Source organism: Arthrobacter subterraneus, assembly GCF_900099735.1.
Lineage (GTDB): Bacteria > Actinomycetota > Actinomycetes > Actinomycetales > Micrococcaceae > Arthrobacter_D > Arthrobacter_D subterraneus.
Genome location: NZ_FNDT01000001.1, coordinates 526,148 through 545,923, shown reverse-complemented (window position 1 = coordinate 545,923; position 19,776 = coordinate 526,148). Strand labels below are relative to the sequence as shown.

Annotated in this window: 18 protein-coding genes; 12 read left to right on the top strand and 6 right to left on the bottom strand. The window is 67.5% G+C overall.

Annotated features, from left to right (window positions below; genetic code table 11):
• Nucleotides 1-2 precede the first annotated feature (2 nt).
• Together aroQ and acs are read right to left on the bottom strand one after the other, a co-directional pair.
• Complete coding sequence (gene aroQ / locus BLS52_RS02535; protein ID WP_051470511.1) at nucleotides 3-479, bottom strand: type II 3-dehydroquinate dehydratase; 477 nt, start codon at nucleotides 477-479, stop codon at nucleotides 3-5.
• Nucleotides 480-588: 109 nt separating this feature from the next.
• Nucleotides 589-2,571, bottom strand: a complete 1,983-nt coding sequence (gene acs / locus BLS52_RS02530) for an acetate--CoA ligase (protein ID WP_026544421.1) — start codon at nucleotides 2,569-2,571, stop codon at nucleotides 589-591.
• Nucleotides 2,572-2,872: 301 nt separating this feature from the next.
• On the opposite strand from acs, the gene BLS52_RS02525 reads away from it, so the two are divergent.
• Genes BLS52_RS02525 through BLS52_RS02515 form a run of 3 tightly spaced genes read left to right on the top strand, consistent with a single transcriptional unit; the run spans nucleotide 2,873 to nucleotide 5,661 of the window.
• A complete protein-coding gene (locus BLS52_RS02525) occupies nucleotides 2,873-4,141 on the top strand; it encodes a hypothetical protein (protein ID WP_090584365.1) in 1,269 nt (422 codons plus the stop codon).
• A gap of 45 nt (nucleotides 4,142-4,186) precedes the next feature.
• Entirely contained in the window at nucleotides 4,187-4,966 is a 780-nt protein-coding gene (gene nth / locus BLS52_RS02520; protein ID WP_090584364.1) for an endonuclease III, read from the top strand.
• A complete protein-coding gene (locus BLS52_RS02515) occupies nucleotides 4,963-5,661 on the top strand; it encodes an NUDIX hydrolase (protein ID WP_090584363.1) in 699 nt (232 codons plus the stop codon). The genes nth and BLS52_RS02515 overlap by 4 nt, the downstream gene beginning before the upstream one ends.
• On the opposite strand, the gene BLS52_RS02510 is transcribed toward BLS52_RS02515, so the two are convergent.
• Nucleotides 5,662-7,368: a bifunctional 3'-5' exonuclease/DNA polymerase gene (locus BLS52_RS02510; protein ID WP_090584362.1), complete on the bottom strand. Its 1,707-nt coding sequence runs from the start codon at nucleotides 7,366-7,368 to the stop codon at nucleotides 5,662-5,664.
• Nucleotides 7,369-7,482: 114 nt separating this feature from the next.
• On the opposite strand from BLS52_RS02510, the gene ssd reads away from it, so the two are divergent.
• The 7 genes from ssd to BLS52_RS02475 all read left to right on the top strand — a co-directional run bounded on the left by ssd (nucleotide 7,483) and on the right by BLS52_RS02475 (nucleotide 12,450).
• Entirely contained in the window at nucleotides 7,483-8,550 is a 1,068-nt protein-coding gene (gene ssd / locus BLS52_RS02505; protein WP_090584361.1) for a septum site-determining protein Ssd, read from the top strand.
• On the top strand, nucleotides 8,547-9,737 hold the full coding sequence (locus BLS52_RS02500; RefSeq protein ID WP_245702655.1) for a TadA family conjugal transfer-associated ATPase: 1,191 nt from the start codon (nucleotides 8,547-8,549) through the stop codon (nucleotides 9,735-9,737). The genes ssd and BLS52_RS02500 overlap by 4 nt, the downstream gene beginning before the upstream one ends.
• Nucleotide 9,738: 1 nt before the next feature.
• Entirely contained in the window at nucleotides 9,739-10,458 is a 720-nt protein-coding gene (locus BLS52_RS02495; RefSeq protein WP_245702654.1) for a type II secretion system F family protein, read from the top strand.
• Nucleotides 10,459-10,655: 197 nt separating this feature from the next.
• Nucleotides 10,656-11,069, top strand: coding sequence for a type II secretion system F family protein (locus BLS52_RS02490; RefSeq protein WP_175460065.1), 414 nt, complete (start codon nucleotides 10,656-10,658; stop codon nucleotides 11,067-11,069).
• A gap of 320 nt (nucleotides 11,070-11,389) precedes the next feature.
• Nucleotides 11,390-11,698 carry a DUF4244 domain-containing protein gene (locus BLS52_RS18435; protein WP_175460064.1) on the top strand — a complete coding sequence of 103 codons (309 nt, stop codon included), beginning with the start codon at nucleotides 11,390-11,392 and terminating at the stop codon, nucleotides 11,696-11,698.
• 6 nt (nucleotides 11,699-11,704) lie between these two features.
• Nucleotides 11,705-12,073, top strand: coding sequence for a TadE family type IV pilus minor pilin (locus BLS52_RS18430; RefSeq protein WP_175460063.1), 369 nt, complete (start codon nucleotides 11,705-11,707; stop codon nucleotides 12,071-12,073).
• Nucleotides 12,070-12,450, top strand: coding sequence for an Rv3654c family TadE-like protein (locus tag BLS52_RS02475; protein WP_342707412.1), 381 nt, complete (start codon nucleotides 12,070-12,072; stop codon nucleotides 12,448-12,450). Before BLS52_RS18430 ends, BLS52_RS02475 begins: the two co-directional genes overlap by 4 nt.
• Nucleotides 12,451-12,583: 133 nt before the next feature.
• Here BLS52_RS02475 and BLS52_RS02470 read toward each other — a convergent pair whose 3' ends face one another.
• On the bottom strand, nucleotides 12,584-14,938 hold the full coding sequence (locus BLS52_RS02470) for a DEAD/DEAH box helicase (protein WP_090584360.1): 2,355 nt from the start codon (nucleotides 14,936-14,938) through the stop codon (nucleotides 12,584-12,586).
• A gap of 56 nt (nucleotides 14,939-14,994) precedes the next feature.
• Entirely contained in the window at nucleotides 14,995-15,645 is a 651-nt protein-coding gene (locus BLS52_RS02465) for a GNAT family N-acetyltransferase (RefSeq protein ID WP_090584359.1), read from the bottom strand.
• Between the two features lie 97 nt (nucleotides 15,646-15,742).
• Between BLS52_RS02465 and trhO the strand changes: the two genes are divergently transcribed.
• Nucleotides 15,743-16,660: an oxygen-dependent tRNA uridine(34) hydroxylase TrhO gene (gene trhO / locus BLS52_RS02460; protein WP_090584358.1), complete on the top strand. Its 918-nt coding sequence runs from the start codon at nucleotides 15,743-15,745 to the stop codon at nucleotides 16,658-16,660.
• 11 nt (nucleotides 16,661-16,671) lie between these two features.
• Here trhO and srmL read toward each other — a convergent pair whose 3' ends face one another.
• Nucleotides 16,672-17,784: a PheS-related mystery ligase SrmL gene (srmL, locus tag BLS52_RS02455; RefSeq protein WP_090584357.1), complete on the bottom strand. Its 1,113-nt coding sequence runs from the start codon at nucleotides 17,782-17,784 to the stop codon at nucleotides 16,672-16,674.
• Between the two features lie 207 nt (nucleotides 17,785-17,991).
• Between srmL and BLS52_RS02450 the strand changes: the two genes are divergently transcribed.
• On the top strand, nucleotides 17,992-19,572 hold the full coding sequence (locus BLS52_RS02450; protein WP_090584356.1) for a DUF7059 domain-containing protein: 1,581 nt from the start codon (nucleotides 17,992-17,994) through the stop codon (nucleotides 19,570-19,572).
• Nucleotides 19,573-19,776 lie beyond the last annotated feature (204 nt).

Genomic DNA, 19,776 nt, shown 5'->3' with positions numbered 1-19,776 from the left:
CTCTATCGTCCCTCATAACCGCCCTGCATCAGGTCATGCCGCGTGAGTTTCCGAACGAGGTGATCGATGGCCAGCCGGTACCCGTCCACCCCCGCCCCGACGATCACCGCGTCAACCACGGCCGACAGGTAGGAGTGGTGGCGGAACTCCTCGCGGCGATGCACGTTGCTGATGTGCACCTCCACGGTGGGCAGGCCCACCGCGCTGATCGCATCCCGCAGGGCCACCGAGGTGTGGGTGTAGGCGGCGGCGTTGATGACGATCCCGTCAGCGGTTCCTGCAGCCTCCTGGATGGCCGTCACCAGTTCACCCTCGTGGTTGGACTGCCTGCAGTCCACGGCCCAGCCGTGCGCGCCGGCGGCGGAGGCACACAGCTTCTCGACGTCGTCGAGGGTGTTCGAGCCGTAGACACCCGGTTCGCGGGTGCCAAGCAGGTTCAGGTTGGGGCCGTTGAGGATCAGCAGGGTAGTGGTCGCCATGGCTTAACTATGCCCCACGGCCAACCGCGGATAAGGGCGTCACGCACCCGGCTCCGCAACGTGCCCGGGTTGCCGCCAGAACGGATGCGGCAACCCGGGCACGCTGGGTCTACTTGCGCAGCGACGCGGCGATCTGCTGCATGATCGTCGGATCGGACAGGGTGGTGGCATCGCCCACCTCGCGGCCCTCCGCAACATCCTTGAGGAGGCGGCGCATGATCTTGCCCGAGCGGGTCTTCGGCAGCTCCGGTACCACGAGGATGTTGCGCGGCTTGGCGATCGGCCCGATCTCCTTGCCCACATGGTTCCGGAGGGTGGTGACGACGTCGTCATCCTGGGCCGCAGAGCCGCGCAGGATCACAAAGGCAACCACAGCTTCACCGGTGGTCTCGTCGGAAGCGCCGACGACGGCGGCCTCCGCCACCGACGGATGGCTCACCAGCGCCGACTCGATTTCCGTTGTGGACAGGCGGTGTCCCGAGACATTCATGACGTCATCCACGCGGCCGAGCAGCCAGATGTCGCCGTCCTCGTCACGTTTTGCACCGTCACCGGCGAAGTACATGTTCTCGAAACGGGACCAGTAGGTTTCCTTGAATCGCTCCGGATCGCCCCAGATTCCGCGCAGCATGGCAGGCCACGGTTCGCGGATCACGAGGTAGCCGCCGGCCCCGTTGGGTACCGACTGCCCCATCTCGTCCACCACGTCGACGGCGATACCCGGCATGGGAACCTGCGCGGACCCCGGCTTGCATGCGGTGACGCCCGGAAGCGGGGCGATCATGTGCGCGCCCGTCTCGGTCTGCCACCACGTGTCCACAATCGGCGCGCGGCCCTCCGCCCGGCCCCCGTTCCCGCCGATGATCTCCCGGTACCACATCCACGCCTCGGGGTTGATGGGTTCGCCAACCGATCCGAGGACCCGGATCGAGGAGAGGTCGAACTTCGCGGGGATGTCGCGCCCCCACTTCATGAAGGTGCGGATGGCCGTGGGGGCGGTGTACAGAATCGAGACCTTGTACTTTTCCACCAGCTCCCACCAGCGCCCCTGGTGCGGGGTATCCGGCGTGCCTTCATACATGAGCTGGGTGGCGCCGTTAACCAGGGGGGAGTACGCAACATAGCTGTGCCCGGTGACCCAGCCGATGTCCGCGGTGCACCAGAAGACGTCCGTTTCAGGATGCAGGTCGAAGGTGTACTTCTGCGTGAAGGCGGTCTGCGCCAGGTAACCGCCGGTGGTGTGCAGGATGCCCTTCGGCTTTCCCGTTGTACCGGAGGTGTAGAGGATGAAGAGGGGGTGTTCGGAATCGTGTCCCTCGGCAGTGTGCTCGTCGGAGGCCGACCCCACAGCATCATGCCACCAGACGTCGCGGCCCTCTGTCCACTCGACTGGCTCCCCGTTGCGCTTGACCACCAGCACGTTCTCGATGGTGTGTCCCGGACGTTCCAGGGCGCCGTCCACGGCCGGCTTCAGCGGGCTGGGCTTGCCGCGGCGGTAGGTGCCGTCCGAGGTGACTACCAGCTTCGCTTCGGCGTCGTCGATCCGGCTCCGGAGGGCATCGGCGGAGAATCCTCCGAACACCACGGAGTGCACGGCGCCGATGCGCGCGCAGGCCAGCATGGTGATGACGGCCTCTGGAATCATGGGAAGGTAGACGGCCACGCGGTCGCCCTTGGCCACGCCGAGGGACTGGAAGGCGTTGGCGGCCTTCTTCACCGCCGTCGTCAGTTCTGCGTAGGTGTAGGTGAGGGTATCTCCCGGTTCGCCTTCAAAGTGGATGGCGACGCGGTCACCGCGGCCCTGCTCCACGTGGCGGTCCAGCGCGTTATAGGCGGCGTTGATTTTTCCGCCGACAAACCACTTGGCGAACGGCGCCTCCGACCAGTCAAGCGCCTGCGAGAAGTCCTCGTGCCAGGTCAGGAGTTCGCGTGCCTGGCGGGCCCAGAATTCGGGGCCTTCCCGGCCCTGCTCATACAGGTCGGCGGAGCCGATGGCATTGGCGGCGAAGTCCTCGCTGGGCGGGAATCGGCGCTCCTCGTGCAGCAGATTTTCGAATGCGTCACCCGTGGAAATCTGGGTGTTTTCAGACATTGTGAACCCCTTCGGCAGGTCGGTGCGGAGGCAGGCCTGAACGACGTCAGCGACCCGCAAATGTGCTGTGTCCCACACTAGCGGGGGCCTCCGCCATTCTGTGTGCGGGCAGTCACAATTCGGGTGCGAATGGCACACATTCTGCGGTGAACGGCGAGCACGGTGCGCCGACATGTCCCATCATTGGTAGGAAAGGAAGTGGTCGTTGACTAGGGTTGGCTGAGAAATCCGAATCCGGCTCAACGCCCTCGGCACCTGCGACTGCGGCACCAGCCGCCGTTATGAAACGGAGAATCCAGACATGACCGAACAGCGCCAGTACGACGGCGGCGCAGGCACCGCGCATAGCTCGCCGGTGCAGCAACCCGGCCGGTCCGAGACCCCTGCTGATCCCTCCAGCTCCGCCGGACCCGAGGCAGTCGCCGGCCCGTTCACCCTGCGGGAGACCGTGATCGGTGTTTCCGTGCTGGTGATGTTCACCGGCACCATCCTGCCCTTTGTGGACGGCGTGAACCTGTGGCGGGCGTTCCCGCTGTTCTTCCTCGGCATCGGAATACTGCTGCCGGTCGCCGCTCTCGCACTGCTGATCGGCCGCCGGTCCGGCGCCAGGCACCTGCGGGTCGGTTCGCTGTCCGTTGACCAGTTCGCCTCTGTCACCGCAGCTTTCGCCGCGGCGTTCTTCTTCCTGCAGACCGTCACCATCTTCGGCATCGGATCATTCATCGCACTGCTGGGAGCAGTCGGGTTCCTCGTGGCCACGGTCGGGGGTCCGCACCTCGGGGTATTCAAGAGCGATTTCACCGGACGGCCCTCGTCCTCCGCGCACCCGATCGCACGGGAGGCACTTCCGGCCCGGCCGCGCCCACCCAAAGCCGACACCGCAGAGAAGGCAGGCGGTTGGAAGAACTTCCGGCCTGGATCGAAGGCCGCGCCGGCGTCGGACGGCCCCAACAGCACCGGCCGCAGTGCGGGCTACGCCGTTGCGGGTTACGCGGCAGGCCAGGGCGCGGGCAACCAGCAGGTGCCGTTCTCGGCGGGACAGGGCAACGCTGAGGGCAGTGCACAGGCAGCTCCCGCCGCCCGCGAGCCGGCCGCCACCAAGGCAACAGCAGTGCAGCCGACACCCGCGCAGCGCTCGGATGCTGAGCGCTCGGACACCCAGGTTTCAGCGGCACAGCCTTCCGGCGCGCAGGCCGATGCCGGCCGTGCCGAAGCAACTCAGCCCGCCGCCACCGCAGCCCAGCCCAAGGTCGAAGCGGCAGAGCCCGCAGCGAGCGAGCCGGAGAACGCCGACGCGCAGGCCTCCCACCCGCGCACTGAGTCAATCTCGGCCACCCGCGATGCGGAGGACGAGGAGCCCGTGCTGGAGGCGTTCTGGTTCGCGGTCGGTACTCCCCGGTCGGTGGTCGACGAGCAGACCGGTGCCCAACTGTTTGTGCTGCAGCCCGGCGATTGGGAAGTGGGAATCGAGGACCGTGGCCACGAGTTCCTGGTCCAGGACAAGCGGACCGGGCGAATCGGTGTCATGCGTGACCTCCGGAATATCGAGCGCGCTCCCCGCGAGGGCTGATCCGGCGCCGGGCCGGACTCAGCGGGAGGGGAGGAAGGAGTCAGCGTGGATGCATCGCCGATTGCACTGAAGCGCCGGGCGCGCAAAATCCACCGTGTGCTCGCGGATGCGTACCCTTACGCTGTGGCGGAACTGGACTTCCGTAATCCTTTCGAGCTGCTCGTAGCCACCGTTCTCTCGGCACAGACAACCGATGTCCGGGTCAACCTGACCACTCCGGCGCTGTTCGCGCGCTATCCGGATGCCCGAAGCCTCGCGGAAGCGCCGGAAGGTGTCCTCCAGGAGATGATTCGTCCGACGGGATTCTTCCGGGCCAAAGCCAGGAGCCTGCTGGCTCTGGCGACCCGCATCGTGGACGATTTCGACGGCGAGGTGCCCGGCAGGATGGCGGACCTGGTGACCCTCCCGGGCGTGGGGCGCAAGACGGCCAACGTGGTGCTCGCCAACGCCTTCGGGGTGCCCGGTATCTCGGTCGACACGCACTTCGGCCGGCTGTCCCGGCGGTTTGGCTGGACGGTGGAGGAGGACCCGGTGAAGGTGGAGTCCGACGTCGCTGCCCTGTTTGAGCGCAAGGACTGGGGCATGCTTTCCCACCGCGTGATCTTCCATGGCCGACGGGTCTGCCACGCACGCAAACCGGCGTGCGGCGCCTGTCCGGTCGCTTCGCTCTGCCCCTCCTTCGGCGAAGGCGAGGTCGATCCGGAGAAGGCACGAAAGCTGCTGAAGTACGAGCTGGCACCGGGTCGCGAGGAGCTTCATCGCCGCATGCTGGAGGGCGCCTCGCGGGCCGAGCTTCTGGCTGACGGATTCACGCTGAGCGCATGAGCGCCTATTCCGAACTGAAGGCGTTCGCCCAACGCGGCGAACCCATCGGGCCCGGCGGTGACACTTCCGAGGCCTGGCAGATACGCGGCATGGATATCGCGACCGCGAGGCCGGCGGCCGTCCTCGTCCTTTTCGGACACCTCGACGACATGCCCGCCAGGATCCACTCACCCGCCGTGCCGGATGACCTCGACGTCCTGTTCGTCACCCGTGCCGGAACTTTGCGTAACCACCCCGGCCAGGTCGCCTTTCCTGGCGGCAGGATTGACGACGACGACGCCGGCCCCGTTGCTGCAGCGCTGCGCGAGGCGGAGGAGGAAACCGGGTTGGACCCGGCCGGCGTCGAAATCCTCGGACCGCTGCCGGAGGTCGGGCTTCCCGTGAGCAACTACCTGGTAACACCGGTGCTGGCCTGGTGGTCCTCACCGACCCCCGTGCGCGTAGTGGACCACGCCGAGTCCTCCCATGTTTTCCGGGCGCCGGTTGCTGAATTGCTTTCGGCCGAGGTGCGATTTACCGCGGTGGTCCGGCACAAGGGACGCGAACACCGCACGCCTGCCTTCACCATTGACGGCATCACCATCTGGGGTTTCACCGGCCTGTTGCTCTCCCGGCTGTTCGACGGACTGGGCTGGACCCAGCCGTGGGACGAGTCACGGGAGCAGGACGCACCCATCGGGCGGGATCGCGTCTAGCTACTTGGCGTCGGCGTAGGAATCCACCACAACCACGTTCACGGGAAACTCCACCGGGATCTGTCCGAACATCAGGTGTGCGGCGGAGCGTGCAGCCTCGGTGACCATGGCGGACACCCGGTCGGCCAGCTCACCGGGCACATGCAGCATCACCTCGTCGTGGAGGAAGAAGACAATGTGCGCCCCGGCGTTGCCGGCAGTGTCGGCGCGCAGCCGCCGTCGTAATTCTGCGAGCCAGCACAGTGCCCACTCGGCGGCAGTCGCCTGGACCACGAAGTTGCGTGTGAAGCGTCCACGGGAACGGGCGAGGGCATCGGCGCGCTGCTGCTCCGCAGCATTGCCGGTGCGCTGTGCGGTGAGCCAGCCGTCCGACGGCGGCGGGCAGCCACGGCCGAGGAAACTTGCGACGACGCCGCCCCCCTCTCCGGTGCGTGCCGCCGCCTCCACCACGGCGATCGCCTGCGGGTAGGTGCGCGTCAGCTGCGGCATCAGGCGGCCGGATTCGCCGGTGGTTGCGCCGTACATCGCACCGAGCATGGCCACCTTTGCCTTCGCGCGGTCGCCGCCGAAACCCTGATCGGCAATTCCCTGGTACAGATCCAGCCCGCGACCGGCTGCAGCGAGCGCGGAATCCCTGCCCAGTGCCGCGAGCACTCGCGGCTCGAGCTGCGCGGCGTCGGCGACGATCAGGACGTGGCCCGGGTCGGCGCGGACAGCATCCCGGACCTGATGCGGGATCTGCAGGGCACCGCCGCCGCGGGAGGCCCAGCGCCCGGACATGCTCCCGCCGACCACGTACTCGGGCCGGAAGCGGCCGTCATGCACCCAGGTGTCCAGCCAGGTCCAGCCGTTCGCCGTCAGCAGCCGGGAGAGCTTCTTGTACGTCAGCAGCGGGGCAATGGCGGGATGCTTGTGTCGCTGTAGCTCCCAGGATCGGGTGGACGACACCTCGATTCCTGCCCGGTGGAGGGCCCGCAGCAGCTCCTGCGGCGAGTCCGGGTTGAAACGGGGGTTGCCCAGGGCAGCGCGCAGTTCACCTGCCAGGCGTTCGAGCTGAGCGGGCCGGTGACCTTCGCGCGGGCGCTTTCCCAGCTGGGATTCGAGCAGCTCATTGTGGAGGTCGGCGCGCCAGGGGATGCCGTGGAACTCCATTTCCGCCGCGATCAGGGCGCCCGCGGACTCAGCAGCCAGCAGCAGGGCCAGCTGTGAAGGCCGGTTGCCGGCGTTCACGGCGCGCTGCTGAGCGGAGAACTCAGCTGTGACCTCGTGGACGTCGGCGCCGGCGGCAGGCTGGGCTGATTCGAAGAGGCTTCCCTGATGCGGCGACGGTGCAGACGGCGGCAGCGCCCGGGCGGGATTCGCATCCTCCGCCCCGTCCGGCAGGGACTGGAGCCTGCTGCCATATTCGGTGTCTGCACAGGCGGGGGAGTGGCGCAGGATCTCCCTGCTCAGTGCGACGTCGTGACAGCGGTCGATGGAAATTCCGGCTGCCAGGAGGGCTGGGTACCAGTTCCGGGTGCTGTCCCAAATCCAGCGGGTGCCGGGGCGTTCCAGCTGGCGGACTGTGGCTGCCAGCTCCGCGGCCGGCACGACGACGGCATCACCTGCCGGTACTCCTGTCGAATCCACCGGCAGGAAGGCTATCTCGGCACCATCGGCTCCGTGAGTGCGCTGCCCGCTCGAAGGCGGCGCGAGGACGATGTACACGCCTCCTATTGTTGCCCACCATGGACCCCGACTATTCCTGCACTTCGGCTGAAGATATCCACATAGGCAGGTTCCGGCGCGGGACGCGCACGTTTGCGGGCGCAGGCTTACGGTATGTCTTCCTGGATCCCGGCTCCTGATTCGGCCAGCGTCGTACTGGTCAGTTCCTCGCAACGTCTCCGCGATGAAGCGGCGAGGGTAGTGGTGGCTGCGGGTCTGACGCTCGCGAACGCTTCCACAATTGGCGAGGCCCTTGCGCTCCGTCCCGCCGTCGTGCTGCTGGACAGCGGGAGCGCCCGGCATGCCGTCCCGGGCTGCGCCGTGATCGTGCTTGGGATTGAGGGCGAGGAGGCAGGTGCCTGGGCCTCCGCCGCGCGCTGTAACGCAGACCGTGTAGCCATCCTGCCGCAGGCTGCCGGCTGGCTGGCCGAGCATCTGGGCATGCTGCAGCGTGCCCAGGATGAGGGAACCGTTGTCGGAGTGCTGGGAGCCGCCGGGGGAGTGGGTGCGAGCATGGTCAGCGTGTGGCTCGCCGCCGGCGCGGGTTCCCGGAACCTGCGGCCGCTACTGGTCGACGGCGATCCCCTGGGCGGCGGGCTGGAGCTGGCACTTGGCAGCGAGGCCCTGCCCGGCGTGCGCTGGCCGGATCTGGGAGAGGTCCGTGGCACGCTGAACCCGGATCAGCTTGTTTCCGCCCTCCCTTCGCTTGAAGGATTCTCCCTGCTGTCGATGGGCGTGGATCCGCCTCCACCGGGCATTCTGGCGTCCACCGCGGTGCCGCCCGTCATGGAGGCGGCGAGGGCCGCCTACGGCGTAACGCTGGTTGACGTGGCGCGGGGCTGGTCAGCGGACGGGTCGCTGCTTCCGTACTGCGACAGCATCCTCCTGGTGGTGCCGGGAAGGACCCGCGCCATCTCAGCGGCCCGCGCGCAGGTCGCCCAGTTGCACCCGTTGCCCATCCGGGCGGTTATCCGGGGGCCGCTCGGACCGGATCTTGACCCACAAAGGATCGCTGACGCGCTTGGACTGCCGTGCGCCGGCTATCTGCCGCATCTCCGCGCCGCCGACGAGCGCGAGAACCAGGGGAGGCTCCTCGACCTTGCACGCCGGCGGGCGGTCCGCTCCTTCGTCCGTTCGACACTGGATGCCATCCTCACCGGAACGTTGGAGCTGAGCGCATGAACCAGCAGCCCGGATCGCGGCGCAACCGCCGGACCGCCGTGGCCACCGACGCCGCCATGGTCACCCAGGTGCGGAATGCGGTCCTCAGCGAATCGGCGCCGGTCACCGGGGCACGTCTGGCAGCAGCGGTCCAGTCCACCGGGCGTTTGTTGGGCTCCGAGGGGGCCTTCCACACCATGGACCGGGTCCGGGCCGAGCTGCAGGGTCTTGGCCCGCTGCAGCGGTTCGCGGAGGACCCTTCCATCACCGACATCCTTGTGAACGGCCCGGATGCGGTCTGGGTGGACGACGGCGGCGGCCTCCAGCGCACAGATCTCTCCTTCCCCGCTGATGCTGACGTGCGGGCACTTGCCGCCCGGCTCATTGCTGCGGGCGGGCGAAGGCTGGATGACGGAAACCCCTGCGTGGATGTGCGGCTGGACCGGTTCCGTGTGCATGCGGTTCTCCCACCGCTGTCCACGCACGGGACGCTGCTCTCCATCCGAATCCAGCGGCAGCGCTCCTTCACCTTCGACGAACTGGTGCCCGCAGCCGGGCTCGACGCCCCCATGTCGGCAGCCCTGCGCGGCATCGTCCACAAACGGTTGAACTTCCTCATAAGCGGCGGCACCGGTACAGGGAAAACCACGCTGCTTGGCGCTCTGCTGTCCCTGAGCGGCCAGGATGAACGGCTGGTCACCGTTGAGGATTCCGCTGAACTCAGCCCCGTGCACCCGCATGCCGTGGGGCTGCAGGGCAGGCACGGAAACCTGGAAGGCAGCGGGTCGGTGGACCTGGCTGAGCTTGTCCGGCAGGCATTGCGGATGCGTCCCGACCGCCTCATCGTCGGTGAGTGCCGCGGAGCCGAGGTCCGCGAACTGCTGGCCGCAATGAATACCGGACACCACGGCGCCGGCGGGACCATTCACGCGAATTCGGCGGCGAGCGTTCCCGCCCGGCTCTGCGCGCTTGCGGCCCTCGCCGGGATGGAGGCCGGCGCCTTGGCGTTACAGGCCGCCAATGCGCTCGATGTCATCATCCACGTTGTTCGCACACACAGCGGGCGCACGGTCTCCGAGATCGGTGTGCTGGAACAGGCCGGCGGCGGCGAATTGACCGTGCGGACGGCGTTGAGGCGGAATGGGGCAAGATCAGAGCGGGGGCCGGCCTGGGAAAAGCTGGCTGGAATGCTTGACCGGGGCCGTTGACATGAGCGGCGTACTTTTGGCCGGAACGCTGTTCGCAGCCTATTGGCTGCTGATGCTCCCACGTCGTCCCCTGCATGCCGCCGGGGCGCCGGCCCGGCATCCGGTCGCCTCCCCTCGGCTGGTCCTCCCGAAGCGCCAGCGCACAACGGACCCACATGAGATTCCGCTGTTCATCCACCAGCTCACCGGTCTGCTCCAGGCAGGCCGGGCACCCTCGCAGCTGTGGGGAGACATGCTCAGCGTGCACGGCGGAAGCAGCGGCTTCCCGGCAGCCATCAAACCTGCCCTGCTGCCGGCGCATCAGGCGGCCCAGCTCGGGCTCAGCGTTCCGGAGGTGCTGCGGGAGGCAGGGTCGCAGACCCGCGATCCCGCATTGAGGTCCCTCTGGCGTGATCTGGCCGCCTGCCTGGAGGTTGCCGAACGCAGTGGCGCGTCCCTCGCCGCCGTCCTTTCCCGTTACGCTGCCCAGCGCGATGCCCAACTGGATTCCGATGCAGCCCGCGGCACGGCACTCGCCGGTCCCCGGGCAACGGTCCGGCTGCTGTCATGGCTGCCGCTCTTCGGGCTCGGGGTCGGATATCTGCTTGGGGTTGACCCCGTAGCGGTCCTGCTCGGTTCGGCACCCGGTATTGCCACGCTGTGCGCGGGAGCGGTGCTCATGGTCATTGGCAGGTTCTGGTCAAGCAGGCTGGTCCGCGCCGCCGCGGGTGATTCGGCATGACCGGTGCGCTGGTTGCGGCCCTCCTCTGGGCGGGGTGTTGGCTGCTGCACTGTTCGCCGGCACGTTCGCGTGGAGGCATTGGTTCCGCCCCGACCACCTGGCGACGGACTCCGTCCCGGCAAAACCCAGCCGGCGGAATCCCACAGCAAGGGTTCCCACAGCAAGGGCTGGACGACCCGGCGCTCATGATGGACCTGATGGCGTCCATGCTTGCGGCCGGGTCGCCGCTGGACCGTGGCCTGGACATTCTTGCCCGGTCGGCATCACCGCCCGTCCGTACGTCTCTGATCTCCGTCAAGACGGCACTGGATCTTGGGGCGTCCTGGGAGGTGGCGTGGGCGGCAGCCTCCGCCGGCGGCTCCTGCGAGGCCGTCCAGGAACTCGGGCGCGCGCTGAGATTTGCCGGCACAACAGGGGCGCCGTCCGCCGCCGTTGTCACGGCGCACGCTGCCCAGTTCAGGCGGAGAAGGAACAGGGCTGCGGAACAGAGGGCTGCCGCGCTCGGGGTCCGGCTGGTCGTTCCGCTGGGTTTGTGTTCGCTTCCTGCCTTCGTGTGCCTGGGAGTCATCCCCATCCTGGTTGGCCTGTTTCCGGCTTTCACCACCCAGTAGAGGGCGCGACCGTGCGCTGTCAGCGGCCTCGCGCCAGCTGGCACTCCCTACGGCGCCACAGCGGTCACCGCCGCCTCACGCCACAGCCGCTATCGCCGCCTCACGCCACCGCCAACCGGCGCGGCCACCGGCGCCGTTGCTACCCCGCTCGCAGCGGCCGCAGCTGCGGGGCCGCAATCCCTCTCGCGCTCCACAATCCCTTGTAACACCTGCACTTATCCACTTACGGGGTTCTCCCTCTCCAGGTTGAACGGGTGCGCGGAACACTCGAATCAGCCGCTCAAGCGGTCAACCGTAACAACCACTATCAAGGAGTTGTCATGTCACGTTCCATCACCGCACCGACCGCACCGACCGCACCGACCGCGTGCTCCGAGGGTTTGCCGCAAGACCGTCAGAGCGAACAGCCGCTCGCCACCGTGACGTCCCTGCGGCCCGGCAGCATCGGGGACAACCGGCCTGCACCGCGCGGGCTGATGCGGTCGGAGGCCGGGCTCGCGACGGCCGAGTACGCGATCGCCACGCTGGCTGCCGTCGGATTCGCGGCGCTTTTGGTGGCAGTCCTATCCAGCGGGGAGATCCGCGGCCTGCTGACGTCCCTGATCACCAACGCCCTCAGCTTCGGCTGAGGCTTCATGGCCCGGGCAGGAATGCCGGTGACCGACCGCGGGGATAGGGGAACGGTCACTGCAGAGGTGGCGGTGGCTTTCCCCGCGGTGGTGGCTCTGCTGGGGGTCGTCCTGGCGGCTGCAGCACTAGGGGTCTCGCAGCTGCGTATCGAGGAGGCAGCGAGGGCCGGAGCACGCGAGATCATGCGTGGTGAAAGCAGCGCAGCCGCGGCAGCCACCGCCCGCAGGATCGCCGGCGGCGACACGCAATTCGCCGTCCATCCGGAGGGCGGCTACAGCATCGTGACCGTGACAACTTCGGTTGATGTGCCGGTACTGGATCTGTTCAGCATCGACCTTTCGGCCCGCGCCGTCGCTCTGCCGGAGCAGTTATGAGGCGCCGAGCAGTTATGAGGCGCTGCAGCTGTGAGCGTGAAACGGGCGCGGGAACGGTGTTGATGGCGGGCATCGCGATAGCGGCCCTGCTGGTTCTCGCGGTAGTGGTGCTCTTTGCCCAGGCGTCGGTGGCCGCCTCGCGGGCGGCAACGGCCGCGGACCTGTCGGCGCTTGCGGCGGCGGACGCCGCACGCGGGCTGCGTGACGGCAGCCCGTGCGCAGTAGCTGCCGGGGTTGCCGCTCACCATGGCGCCCGCCTCACGGGGTGCCTGGTGCAAGGGCAATCAGGCCATATTGTTCAGGTTCATACTGAGGTGGATTCCGTTCCCGCGCTGCCTCCGGCGTCGGGCCGGGCGCGAGCCGGGCCACCACCGTAGACCACTGCCGTAGGCTGCCGCCGTAGGTCGCGGCAGACGGGTTGCCCTCGCCGTAGGCCTCCGCGCCGAAGACCGGCCGCGAACTCATCCCCGCGCGGAGCCACCCCGGAGCACAGCCTCACCGAAAGGAGCTTCACAGATCCGGCATGCTCGCCGCTGGCGCAGGTTCACCAAGCCGGGCCTGCGCCAGCAGCATGTTCAGCAGGGTGAGGGCACCCGCCTTGCTCAGCGGGTTGTTGCGGTTGCCGCACTTGGGTGACTGGACGCAGGACGGGCAACCGGACTCACACTCGCAGGCGCTGATCGCTTGCGCCGTAGCGCTGAGCCAGGTCTCGGCAGCGTCGAAGCCACGCTCGGCAAATCCCGCGCCGCCCGGATGGCCGTCATAAACGAAAATGGTGGGCAACCCGGTGTCGGCGTGCAGGGCGGTCGAGACCCCACCGATGTCCCAGCGGTCGCTGGATGCGACGAGCGGGAGCAGCCCGATCGCGGCATGTTCCGCAGCGTGCAGTGCGCCGGGCAGGTCTGCTGCGGTGATGCCGCTGCTTTCGAGCAGCCGGTTGTCGCACTCGAACCAGACACTCTTCGTGAACAGGTCCCGCGCCCCGAGTTCCAGGGGTTCCTCCCCGAGGATCTCATTCGAGACGAACGCCTTCCGCTGGAAGGAGATCACCTGCGTGGTCACCTTGACCTCGCCGAAACAGACCCGGACAGGGCCCCACAGTACTGCGCGCTGCTCAGAGATCACCTCGATCTGCGTGACGTCACGGGCTTGGGTGTAGTAGTCGGGATTGGAGCGGGTCACCATCGCGCAGTGGTCCTGCTCGTTCAGCTCATCCACAACGTAGCTCTGGCCCTGGTGCACGTACACGGCACCCGCGTGCGCCTGATAGTGGCTCTGCGGTGAATCCATGGTTCCGAGCACCGTCCCGGTGTCGCTCTCGATAATGTTGATGGGCCCGCCCCCATCAGCGCGCAGGTTGACCATGCCCGCGGCGCTCTGCGGATGTGTCCAGAACCAGCCCGCAGGCCGGCTGCGCAGGAGCCCCTGATCCACCAACTGGTCACACAGGGCCCGCGCGGTCTCCCCGAAGAGCGGCAGGTCCTCGGGTGTCAGGGGAAGCTCGGCGGCAGCAGCGCACAGGTGCGGACCGAGCACATAGGGGTTCGCGGGATCGAACACCGTCGCCTCCACCCCGACGTCGAACACCGCCTCGGGATGGTGGACCAGGTAGGTATCCAGCGGGTCATCACTGGCAACAAAGGCCGCGAGGGCGTCCTGTCCGGAACGGCCGGCTCGCCCGATCTGCTGCAGCAATGACGCACGGGTCCCAGGCCATCCGGCCACGAGTACGGCGTCCAGACCGGAGATATCGATCCCCAGCTCCAGCGCCGACGTGCTCGCCACCCCCAGCAGGCGGCCGGACCGCAGCGCAGCCTCCAGCTGCCGGCGCTCCTCGGGAAGGTATCCGGAACGGTAGGCCGCCACCCGGGCCGGCAGCTTCTGATCCACCTCGCTGAGCAGCCGCTTGGTATTCGCGGCGATACTTTCAGCGCCGCGGCGGGATTTGATGAAGGCGATGGTCCGCACCTGCGCCGAGACCAGGTTGGTCAGCAGGTCGGACGTTTCCGCGATTACTGTCCTGCGTTGGCGGGCTCCGTTTTCACCGCGCAGGTCAGTGAGCTGAGGCTCCCAGAACGCCACCGTCGTAGACCCGTGCGGCGAAGTATCCTCGGTGAAGGCGGTGACGGGCGCTCCGATCAGCTTTCCAAAAGAGTCGGCTGGAGCCGCGGACGTGGCTGAAGCCCCGATGAACACGGGGTCTGCGCCGTAGGAGGCGCATACCCGGCGCAGCCTGCGAAGCAGGTTGGCGACATGCGATCCGAACACCCCTCGGTAGGTGTGGGCTTCATCCACGACGACGTAGGTGAGGCGCCGGAAGAACCGCGCCCACCAGGCATGGTTCGGCAGGATGCCGTAGTGGAGCATGTCCGGGTTGGCCAGGACCAGGTTGGCGTGGTCGCGGATCCAGCGTCGGGCACCCGCGTCCGTGTCGCCGTCGTAGGTGTCCGCCCGGACGGTGGGCAGGCCAAGCGAGGAGATGGCTGCCAGCTGGTCCGCGGCCAGCGCCTTGGTCGGTGAGAGATACAGGGCCACGGCACCGGCGGGCTCAAGCGAGATCTTCTCCGCCAGGACGGATCGGTGGATCGCGTCGAGGACGGGCAACTGGTAGCTCAGGGACTTCCCGGAGGCCGTGCCGGTTGCAATGACTACATGCGATCCGGCATGTGCGGAGTCCGCGGCGTCACTCTGGTGCTTCCACGGCATCGGGATCCCACGCATCCGGTAGGCGTCCACCACCTCGGGGTGGACCCAGCCGGGCCATTCGCTGGAGACGGCCTCACGCGCCGGAAGATGCCGGACATGAACGAGCTGCTCAGGATCTCCTCCGCCGAGAAGCGGGATCAGTGAATCGTGTGCAGGCACCCAGCTATTTTGTCACCCCGGCACAAATCGGACCGGCGCGGGATCGTTGAGAGTGCTCAGCGGCGGATGACGAATGCGTCCGCCAGGTAGGTCCACCCCAGGTACTGGTACAGGTGACGCCCGCTTTCCGAAGCCATCAGCAGCCCGGTTTCCACGTCCTCCTCAAGGATGGCGGCGGTCAGTGCCCGCATCACGAAGCTGCCGAGGCCCCGACGGCGGTACAACGGATCAGTGATGATGCGGTCGAAGACTGCATGGTTGTCCTGTCTGGCGACCGACCCCCGCGCCACCTCCTCGCCGTTCACCGTCACGGACACGCGCCGGCAGTCTGCTTCGCGGATGTGCTCGAGCTTGAACTCCTCGTCCGGGGGGAGCGGGTCCTCGACGTCCTGTCCGTCCATGTCCGCGCACATCAACGCCTGCTGCGAGTCGGTGACCCGCAGCTGGAGGGGAGCGGAGGCTTCGATAAGGTCATGCATCCGGTTGGTGACCACTGTGAGCACCCTGCGGGAGTCCTCGCGGGTTTCACTCGCGAGCTCGAGGAACTCCCCGATGGTGGGCTCGTAGACGATGGTTTCCAGCTGGTCCTGTTGGTCGGTGAGCAGGACGGACACGCTGCGCCCGCGGTCCTGGGGAGTGTAGCCGCGGCATTTCGCCCAGCCGGAAATCCACGTGCGGACGAGTTGATCTGAAAGAGCGGCTTCCATGCCTGAACCCTAGTGGGGAGCAGAGGGCTTGAACATAGATTCCCGAAGAGGTTGCAGATTTGAGACCTCGCACCCGCACGCCGGTACCCTTTAATGCGTGTCCATGAACCGAATTGTTTTGTACTATGCGTTCACTCCGCTCCCTGATCCCGAGGCGGTCAGGCTGTGGCAGCGTGCCCTGTGCGAGAAGCTGGGGCTCCGTGGCCGCATCCTCATCTCCAGGGACGGCATCAACGGCACGGTCGGCGGCGAACTGAACGCCGTCAAGCAGTACGTGAAGACCACCCGAGAGTACCCTGCCTTCAAGAAGATGGACATCAAATGGTCCGAGGGCGGCGCGGACGACTTCCCGCGGCTCAGCATCAAGGTGCGCGAAGAGATCGTCTCGTTCGGCGCCCCCGGGGAGCTGAAGGTCGATGAGAACGGCGTGGTCGGCGGCGGGACGCACCTCAAGCCCGAACAGCTGCACCAGCTGGTTGATGAACGCGGCGACGACGTGGTCTTCTTCGACGGCCGCAACGCCCTCGAAGCGCAGATCGGCAGGTTCCGGAACGCCGTGGTCCCGGATGTGAACACCACCCACGACTTCGTGCGCGAACTCGATTCCGGCAAGTATGACCACCTCAAGGACAAGCCCGTGGTCACCTACTGCACCGGAGGCATCCGGTGCGAGGTCCTGTCCAGCCTCATGGTCAACCGCGGCTTCAATGAGGTCTACCAGCTGCAGGGAGGTATCGTCCGGTACGGCGAAACCTACGGCGATTCGGGCCTGTGGGAAGGGTCGCTGTATGTCTTCGACAAGCGTATGCACGTCGAGTTCAGCAAGGACGCCAGAACCATCGGCAAGTGCGTGCGCTGCTCCGCCCCCACCAACAAGTTCGAGAACTGCTCCAACCCCAGCTGCCGGAACCTCACGCTGTACTGCGCCGAATGCGCGGCGGACCCGGCAAAGCTCCGCTGCCCCCAGGGGTGCGAAACAGACGAGGCTGAAGCCACCGCCGTCGGCGCAGCCTGAAGCTCCCGCCTTCATCCGGTCAGTTCTAGCACCGGCCCTTCATGGAGTGCAAGGTACACCCGGTCCCGCAGCGCATTTGCTTCCGTATCGGTCAGGGTCCGGTCCAGCGCCTGCAAGGTGAGCCGGACCAGCAGGTTCACCTGCCCCGGCTGGGCATTCAAACGCACGACGGCGGGAGCCGGCAGCTGCTCCACCGGCGTCCGGGCGCGGATCACCAGTGATTCCAGGACGTCGGCGTCGGCGCCGAGGGTATCCCTGGCGGCATCTCCCAGCGTCTCCTCATCCATATCCGGGCCGCACAGGACGGACAGATCCCTCCGGACCGCCGGCATGAGCGAGACGGGGCGCCAGGGCTGAAGATCGAGCAGCTGCGAGGAAACGCGGGGGTCCGGTGAGCGCAGCAGCCGGATATCCCCGATGCCCTTGCGCAGCATCAGCGCCCGGTCGAGTCCCATTCCAAGCGCGAGACCGCACCAGCGGCGGGGATCCAGGCCGGAACTGCGGAGAACTTTCGCGCGCACCAGGCCGCACTCGGCGAGTTCCAGCCAGCCGGCAGGCGTCTGGACATCAATCTGCATCCCGTGCGATGTATAGGAATGTGTTGCCGGAACCGCCCGCCAGTGCGCGCCGGGCAGCACGGAATCCACGACGGCGTCGGCCATGCGGTGCAGGTCGTCCTCACCCAGCAGGCCGCGGGCCTTGAGCCGCCACAGGTCCACCTGGTGCGGCGTCCCCACGTGGGTGCGGTCCACGGCGTCGCGCCGATACACCAGGCCGGGCAGTACATGGAGCCGGTCGTAGGGGTCAGCAACCGGTGCAAGGGAGTCCAGGACGGCGGGAATGCCTGCGGAGGTATGGCTGCGTAGCATCACCGTGGGGCTCGCGTGGCGGGAGTAGCGCTGATCCCGGGTGACGTCGTCGGGCGCGTAGCCCAACCGGTCATAGTTGTCCGCTGTGGCCACCAGGCCGGTGGTGCGGTGGGTTGTGGCGGGTATGTCCCAGAGCTGCGTCAGGCGGCTGATGACGCCGTCGAGCAGTTCCTGCATGGCATGCGGACCCTGCGCGGGATCGGTGAGGTCCCGGACGGCCAGGGCTGAGGTGAGTTGGGGGATGGTGAGGTACATGGCTGATCCTTGGAAAGTGTCGGGGAGGGTTTCTGGAACGAAACCCCGGCCGCGGACACCGTGTGGACCTAGCTGGAGAAGACGCGCAGCGCAGAGCCCTCACGGCCGAGAGGCGGCCGGGGGCTGGTAAATCGCTGGTTTGCGTGCATGGCTCAATGGTACGTGAGGACATTTGTGGGCGGAATTTCCCCATAAACTTTCCCCGTGATGAACCATGCAGCCGGCGCCCCGTACAGCGATGACCAGGACCTGATCGACCGTCTCGCTGCGGATCTCGGGGCGGCGGACTACACGGTCGACGGCGTCGCCGGACTGGTCGGTGGAGACGCCTACGCCGCGCTGGATCGGGACCAGGCGGTGCCCGCGCTGCTGGCCGCGCGTGGCGCGCACCGCACCGGGGCCGGAAGCCGGCTTGCCGCCGTCGTGCTGGTTTTCCTGCTCGGTGAAGCGCTGCCCGCGGCAGAGCTGGACGGCGCCTTTCCCTCGGTCGGAGCAGCCGGGCTCCTGGCGCTCGGACTGGCGGAGGAGTACGACGGCGGCCTCCGCGCCGCGGTGGACCTCCGCCCCTATTCTTCGGACGCCGGCGGTGACCTGTGGGTGGCATCCGACCTCGGCTCACACCTGCGGCCCGGCGTGCTGCGGACCGATCACGTGCTGGGGATAGGGCGTGCGTCGCTGACCCTGGCGCAGTTCGCCGCGCGCGCCCCGGTTGACCGTGCCCTGGACCTGGGCACCGGCTGCGGAATCCAGACCTTCCATCTGCTGGCCCACGCCCGGCACGTCACTGCGACCGACATTTCGAAGCGCGCGCTCGCGGTCACCCGGTTCAACCTGCTGCTCAACGCGCCGGCGCTCGGGATTGACCCGGAACATCTCGACGAGCGCGTGTCGCTGCGGTCGGGGAACCTTCTGGAGCCGGTGGCGGGGGAGACCTTCGGGCAGATCGTGTCCAACCCGCCGTTTGTCATCACCCCGCGCACAGCTGGGGAGGCGCCCGCGGATCAGTTCACCTACCGCGATGGCGGCCGTGCGGGCGATGACATTGTGTCCTCCCTGATCCGCGGGTTGCCGGGCGTCCTGGAGCCCGGCGGAACGGCACAGCTCCTGGGCAACTGGGAGATACCGGAGGGCCTGGCCTGGGAATCCCGGATCGCCGGGTGGGTGCCGGACACCGCGGACGCCTGGGTGGTTCAGCGTGAACAGCTGACGCCCACGCACTACGCGGAAACCTGGCTGCGTGACGCGGCCGAAAACCGGAACCCCGACCGCTTCGCTGAAAGGTTCGGCGCCTACCTGACCGACTTCGCCTCCCGGTCCGTCGAACACATAGGTTTCGGCATGGTCTGGCTGCGGAACGCCGGCGGTCCGGCGACGCTCCGCCGGTTCGAGGAGATCACCCATGACCTGGAACAGCCGATCGGGCCCCACATGAGTGCCGGCGTCGCACGTCTCGACTGGCTGGGCACCGTGGGGGACCTGTCCGCCGAACATCTCACGGTGGCGGACGATGTCACCGAAGAGCGGCACCAGCGCCCCGGCGCGGAGCATCCCGGGGTGATCCTGCTGAGGCAGGGCGCCGGCTTCCGCCGCACCACCCTGCTGAGCACGGAGTTGGCCGGCTTCGTTTCAGCGTGCGACGGCGACCTCACCGCGGGGCAGATCATCGGTGCGCTCGCAGCGCTCCTGGACCGCGACGATGAAGCGTTCGGCAGAGACCTGCTGGAGGACGTAAGCAGCCTGGTGGCGGACGGCTTCCTCCTTCCTGCCTCGGCACGGGCAAGCGCCTGAGGCGCCGCGGCAGCCGCCTGCAGCGCACCGCGGAATTATTCACAGTGGCCGGCCCCGTGACAAGGGTCCCGAATCAAGCCGTTACCCTAGTGCAGGTAGGCATGCCGCATACTGTGAAGGGCAGGACGCCCACCCAATCCGAATATTGAGCTCAGAACGAGCGGTAGTTCTGCTGTTTAAAAAGCACCTGTATCGAGGAGTGAA